This window comes from Halanaerobiales bacterium, from assembly GCA_035270125.1.
Classification (GTDB): domain Bacteria; phylum Bacillota; class Halanaerobiia; order Halanaerobiales; family DATFIM01; genus DATFIM01.
Map to the genome: position 1 here is coordinate 1 of DATFIM010000036.1, position 6,785 is coordinate 6,785.

The 6,785-nt window shown below is 26.0% G+C and carries 7 protein-coding genes; 1 reads left to right on the plus strand and 6 read right to left on the minus strand.

The window, feature by feature from the left end; translation table 11 throughout:
• From VJ881_01890 to VJ881_01915, 6 genes are all read right to left on the minus strand, one after another.
• Positions 1–1,454 (minus strand): PAS domain S-box protein (locus VJ881_01890; protein HKL74791.1); only part of this gene is annotated, 1,454 nt, incomplete at its 3' end.
• Positions 1,455–1,468: 14 nt separating this feature from the next.
• Positions 1,469–1,768, minus strand: a complete 300-nt coding sequence (locus VJ881_01895; GenBank protein ID HKL74792.1) for an Hpt domain-containing protein — start codon at positions 1,766–1,768, stop codon at positions 1,469–1,471.
• Positions 1,769–1,789: 21 nt separating this feature from the next.
• Positions 1,790–2,785: a diguanylate cyclase gene (locus VJ881_01900; protein ID HKL74793.1), complete on the minus strand. Its 996-nt coding sequence runs from the start codon at positions 2,783–2,785 to the stop codon at positions 1,790–1,792.
• A 12-nt stretch (positions 2,786–2,797) separates the two neighbouring features.
• Positions 2,798–4,207, minus strand: a complete 1,410-nt coding sequence (locus tag VJ881_01905) for a glycosyltransferase (protein HKL74794.1) — start codon at positions 4,205–4,207, stop codon at positions 2,798–2,800.
• Positions 4,208–4,235: 28 nt separating this feature from the next.
• Positions 4,236–5,306, minus strand: a complete 1,071-nt coding sequence (locus tag VJ881_01910; GenBank protein ID HKL74795.1) for a HEAT repeat domain-containing protein — start codon at positions 5,304–5,306, stop codon at positions 4,236–4,238.
• Positions 5,307–5,333: 27 nt separating this feature from the next.
• Positions 5,334–6,419, minus strand: coding sequence for a hypothetical protein (locus VJ881_01915; protein HKL74796.1), 1,086 nt, complete (start codon positions 6,417–6,419; stop codon positions 5,334–5,336).
• 154 nt (positions 6,420–6,573) lie between these two features.
• Here VJ881_01915 and VJ881_01920 point away from each other — a divergent pair.
• Positions 6,574–6,785 (plus strand): hypothetical protein (locus VJ881_01920; protein HKL74797.1); only part of this gene is annotated, 212 nt, incomplete at its 3' end.

The following is a 6,785-nucleotide window of genomic DNA, read 5'->3' on the forward strand; positions in this document are numbered from 1 at the left end:
TTTTCTAAAATTTTATATAGATTAAAATCTTCTTTTTCAAGTTCAATTTTTCCTGCTTCAATTTTTGAAAGGTCAAGTATATCATTTATAATATTTAATAAATTTTCTCCTGCATTTGATAGAATTTCGATGTATTCTCTCTGAGTATTTGATAAATCAGTTTCTAAAAGAAGATCAGCCATTCCAATAATAGAATTCATTGGGGTTCTAATTTCATGACTCATATTAGCCAAAAATTGTGATTTAGCTTTAGAAGCTTCCTGGGCTTTTATTTTAGCCTGTTCTAATTCCATATTTTTTATTTCCATTTCATTTGAATATTCTTCTAATTTTTCTAAAGCTTTTTTTCTCTTGGTAATATCCATATACATAACATGAATATACTTTTCTCCATTAAGAATAACAGCACTTGCCTTTATTAAAACATCAATAATTGTTCCATCTTTTTTTCTATGTTTAGTTTCAAATTTCTCTTTAGAACCATTTAACATTCTTTCCACTCTTTGTTTAATCTCCTCTTCATTTTCTTTTGCTTCATAATCACTTATGGAAAGTTTGGCAAATTCTTCCCTACTATAACCCAACATATCACAAAGAGTTTCATTAAATTCAATCGGTTTAGCAGTTTTAGGATCCAATAAAGCTACCCCAAAAAGTGATTCATCAAAAAGAGTCTTATACCTTTTTTCATATAGTTTACGTTCTGTAATATCATAATTCACACCGATAACTTGAATTGGTTTATCATTTTCATTAGTCACTATTTGTCCAAAGGCCCTAATATATTTTGCTTCTCCAGAATTTGTATTGATTCTAAATTCATTATTAAACTTAGTTTTATTTTCCACTGCTTTATTAAAATCCTTATTGACCCTCTCTCTATCTTCCGGATGAATTGAATTAACCCAATCCTCATATTCTATATCATTTTTTTCAGTAGAAAATCCATAAATATTTTTCATTTCTCTATCCCAGATTAACTTATTATTTTCCAAAAAGAGTTTCCAAACTCCTATTCCACCTACATTGGTAGCTAATTTATATCTTTTATTTATTTCATCTTTTTCTTTTTGTAATTTTTTTCTTTCCGTTATATTTCTACTACTCCCAACTATATGGGTTACTTCTCCATCTTCTATAACTGGACTAAGTTTTGTAGACCAATATTTTTTTCCACTTGGAAGGCTTAAAACTTCTTCATAACTAACAGTTTCCTCTTTTTCCAGGCATTTTCTGTATTTATTAGAAACTTTTCTACCTTCTTTTTTACCTAAAATTTCTTCAGGAGTTTTACCTTTTATTTTTTCAGTTTTTAATCCTGTTAAATTTTCATGAGTAGGATTTAATTTTAAAAATTCAAAATTATCTTTTTCAGTAACTTTTATAATAAAAAGAGCATCCTGGGTATTATTAAATACTATTTCATATTCTTTTTCCAAATTAAAACTTGTCAAGGTAAAAACCTCCCCTATTTATAAACTACTTCTACTTCTTCTAGGTATATATTTAAATATTCAACCTGTCTAGTTATCTCTTCTTCATTCTCATCTTTAGCAGCTTTTTCTATTTTCTCGCCAATTTTTGTTATTTCTTCAAAACCATAACCTCCACCTGAGCCTTTCATACTATGTCCTATTATTTTAATTTGCTTAAAATTATCTTCTTTAAGATAACTCTCGATTTCTTTGATATCCTTTTTTCTATTTTCCAAAAATTGAGGAATTATAGGTTTAAGATCTTTATCAATCTCAATTCTTCTATCTTTCATTTACTTTCCCTCCAATCAAATTTAATTAGAAACAACCATATTTCTTCCATTTTCTTTTGCCTTATAAAGAGCTTTATCTGCCTTTTCGATAAATTCTTCTATTCTCTTATCATCTATTTCAGAATTTATTTTACTACTGTTAACTCCCAGACTTAATGTGACATACTCAGCCACATCAGATTTAGCATGTTCAATTTCCAGAGAAATAATATTTTCTCTTATCTTTTCCGCTATTTTAATAGCTCCTTCTTTATTAGTATCAGGTAAAATTATTGAAAATTCCTCTCCTCCATAACGAGCAGCTAAATCTGCAGGCCTATTAGTAGTTTCTTCGATTGTTTTTGCAATTTTTTTCAGGCATTGATCACCAGCCTGATGACCATAATTATCATTATAATCTTTAAAATTATCAATATCAGCCATAATTAAAGATATTGTACTATTATTTCTTTTAGCTCTAAGTAATTCTTTTTTTAAAATCTCATCAAACAATCTCCGGTTTGCCAGCCCTGTTAAACCGTCCATTGAAGCCATTTTTTCTAATTTTTTATTTGCTTTTTTTAATTTTTTAGAAGTTTTTAATAACTCTTTCTCTCGGCCCTTTCTTTTTTTCATTTCTTCTCTTAATCTTAAAGCAGCTTTTATTCTTGCTAAAAATTCAATTTTATTAATTGGTTTTTCTATATAATCATGAGCACCTGCCTTAAAAGCATTTTTTAAATAATCTTTTTCTTTTTTAGCAGTAATCATAATTATAGGCACATCTTTGTACTCATCTTTTTCTTTTATATTATTACAAACTGCTATTCCATTTTCCTTACCTAAAATAATATCAAGAATTATTAAATCAATTTCTTGGCTTTTTTCAAAATCACCTATCCCTAAATGCTTATAGCTTTCTTCTTTATTTTCTGCAAATAATATATTTTCATTTCCTTCTTTTTTTAAATATGCTGATAAAAGTAACCTAATATCCTTATCATCATCAACTATTAAAATATTAATATTAATCACCACATTTCAATATATTTATTCTTCAGAATTAAAGGTTTTTCTATTCTGTTTACCCCAGCTTTCATTTTTTCTTATAAGTTCAACGATACCTCTAAGTCTCCACCATGTATGAAGCTGTTTATAACCAAAGCTTTCTAAAACACTAAACAAAAATAAATTTAAAATATCTTTAAGTTTTTTATATTTATGGAATGTCATTACTTCAAAGAAAAGTGAAAGTGTTGATAATAACACTCCCATTAAAATAGCTGTTATAAAAAATAATATTACAACTTCAGAAATACCACCAAAGAAAACTATAGTAAGAAACATAGAAAGATAACCAACCGCTTCAATAATTGGACCTAAAAATTCAACAAAAAAGTAAAACGGGTAGGCTAAAAGACCTAAAAGTCCATAATTTTTATTAAAAAATAATTCTTTATTTAAAAGTAAACTCTGCCCCAATCCTCTCTGCCATCTGCTTCTTTGATTACCTAATGTCTCCAAGTCTTCAGGTGCCTGAGTCCAACAAACTGGATCTGCAAAAAACAATACTTTATAGTCACGATCTTTATGTTTTAATTTTCGATTTAGCTTTAAAACTAATTCCATATCTTCTCCAACAGTATTAGTGCTATAACCTCCAGCATCAATAACATGTTTTTTTCTAAAAACCCCAAAAGCTCCAGAAATTATAAGCAGACTGTCAATTGCTGCCCAACCAACTCTACCAAATAAAAAAGCACGAAGGTATTCTACTACCTGCATTTTAACAATAGATTTTTTAGAAAGATTTACTTTTGTAACCTGACCATTTTCTATTTTACAGTCATTAGCTATTCTAATTGAACCTCCTGCAGCTACAACTCTCCAGTCTCTGGCAATAGGTTCTACTATTTTTAATAAAGATTCCTCATCTATTACAGTATCTGCATCTATATTACATACTAAAGGATACTGTGAAGCATTTATTCCTGCATTTAGCGCATCAGCTTTCCCGCCATTTTCCTTGTCTATTACGATTAAATTAGGATAATCTACAGAATCATAAACTTCAATTACTTTTTCTGTTCCTAATTTTTCTTCATAACTTCTACTAGAATTTTTTAAATTAAATTCTTCTTTTAATAAGTCAATAGTCTTATCAGAAGAACCATCACTAACCACTACAACTTCAAATTCAGGATATTTTAAGGCAAGGATAGATTTTACATTATCTACAATAGTAGCCTGCTCATTATAAGCTGGAATTATTATACTCACTGGCTTATAAAATTCACTTTGGAAAGTTTTATCAAAGTTTTCTATTTCTTTTGAAATCCAGCGTTTTCTAATAGAAAAAAAAGCATAGGTATTTAAAATTAAATAAATACCATTTACAAGAAAAAAATAAATTATAGCTAAATAATCAATAAAAATCAGTGAAGAATAAAGTGATCCCATAATATCCATCCTTATTTTAATTTTATTATCAATTATGCATATCCAAAATATAATTACTAATTTCAGCTCCATCTTTACCTAAGTTAGCAATTTTCTTTAATAAATCAACTTTACCAATCATAAATAAAGCTTCAGCTGCATAATAACGAACCCACCATTTTTCATCATTTAAAAGATCAATTAATTGATCACTATAATTATTATTTTTGATTTTTCCTACATAACGAGCTGATTGACTCCTAATAACCCAATTAGAATGATTTAAAAATCTTATTAAATCAACATTAATAGGAATTTTTAACTTTACTAAAGTTTTAAAAATATGAATTAAAACTTCATCATCATAATATTTTTTATCTCCTCTTAAAATTCTTTTTAATAATCCTTTACTCCTTTTAAATCTATAATAACCTAAAATATCAATAAAAAGAGCTGTTATAGCATGATCACTAATTCCAAATTCATTTTTGAAATCTCTTTCATCTCTTAAATATTCTTCCAGCAATTCTTTAACAGTAAAACAAATATCTCTTCCAAAATGAATAGATAATTCAGTAAGAGCTTCAAAAGTCATAGAAGTTTTATTTAAAACAACTTTTAATACATCTAAATAAAGGTCCATTTCACCTATTTCAGCAATTGCCCACATACTGGCATTTCTTAATAATTCATCATCTTTATAGATATACCTTTTCAAAAGCGGTAAAGCCATTTTTTCATTAATTTTTCCTAAAAAAACAGCTGCTCTTATTTTCTTTTTTCTAATTCCTTTTTTTAATTTATTAAGATAATATTCATCCATTTCTATTGTCTGAATAAGCTTTTTTAATTTATAAAAATTATTTTCGTCTGCGTTTTTTAAATATGGTTTGAAAAAATCATAGAGATAGTTATAATCTCTTGGAAATTTATTAGAAATAGTTTTTAAACTCATTTCTTCATTCAAATAACTATTTAATAACTTTTCCCATTCTTCACTTTTAGTTTCCAGTCTTTTTTCATGTATAATATCTTTAAAATGATAAATTAAAATAAAGGTTAAAATACTTAAAACTAATAAAAGTAAAAAATATATTATAAAGTAAAGTAATGACATCATAATTTTTTACACCACCAATTTATTACTTTAGTTTCTCTCAAATCTTAAATTTAATTTTGCAGATTTTTCATTATTAAACCAGCCATTTAAATTTTTTATTATCCAATTTGAATTTAATTCAATATTTGTTAACTCAATACCTGTTCTAAAAACATATTGATTACCTTTATAATGGCTAAGATTAAAACTAAATAAATATTTATCTAAGGGATAATAAATCTCTATATTTTGAGAAAAGTCTAAAGTTAAACCAGATTCATCATTTCGAGCTGTAACTCCTATAACACTTACTAATTTATCCCATTTGTGTTTGTATTCAAAATTTATATTTTGATAATTTCTAGAGTTTTCGTTTGAAAAAACATTAAAACTATTTAAGTTAAATCCCACCTCATTTCTTCCATTTATTTTATAATTTAGATTATTATAAAGGTCGAGTTTATTTTCATTTTTACTTAATATAAAATTGTTGGAATTTTTGAAACTAAGGTTTTTTATAAAATTAAATGAATTTAATTCTAACTCTGTTCTTAATAGATAATTCAAATTCTTCTTATAATTTAAACCAGCAGAACCTGTTAAATCTATATTATCACTAATGATTCTTTGCTGTCCTAAAAGAATATTAGTAGCTATAGTTCCTTGCTCCTTATTTATATCATGAATAAATTCTAATTTTGCAAAATTAGTAGGTTCAACTCTTTCTCTGGCAATTTTTAACAATTCTAAATACTCTTTTTCATATTGAGTTCCTTTTGCTCTTTCATAGGCTTTTTTTCTAAACTCCAGAGATTTATAGGGTTTATCCATCCATTCATATAATTTGGCCAGTTGAGCATAAAAATCAAATCTTGCTGGATATTCTTCTATCAAGCTCAAAAGCTTTTGTTCTGATTTTTCAAATTCATCTTTCCAGCTTAAAAGCAAAGCTTCATAAAATCTAAGATCCGGGTTATCGGAAATATCAATTTCCTTTAAAACATTTAATGCTTTTTCTCTTTCTTGATTATTTATTAATTCTTGAATATATTCAAAGTTTATATTTTCACTCTGAACCGAAAAAGTAAATAAAAATATAAATATAATTGCAGATATAATATATTTTTTCTTCATCTATATCACCTTCTTATAAAATTTTATTATGTTAAAGGTATTAATTAAATTTTAAAGAATTAAATTATATAGGAACTTTTCTTATATTTAATTTATTCTATAATATTAATCAATTTCCTTTTAATAATTTAGCTAAATAAAGGAGGACTTAAAAATGAAAAATTTAACTTATACATTTTTAATTTTAATATTGATTTTCTTAAGCCTAACTTATCAAGGAGAAAAAGTACAAAGTCAGGGGATAATTCTTGCTGATAACCAAAAAATAATAAATATTTTTAGAGAAAAAAATAACACAAAAGTAGATCAGCTTCTTCAAGAATTAGAAGAATATCATGAAATTATTATTCATCTTGGCTCAAGAAA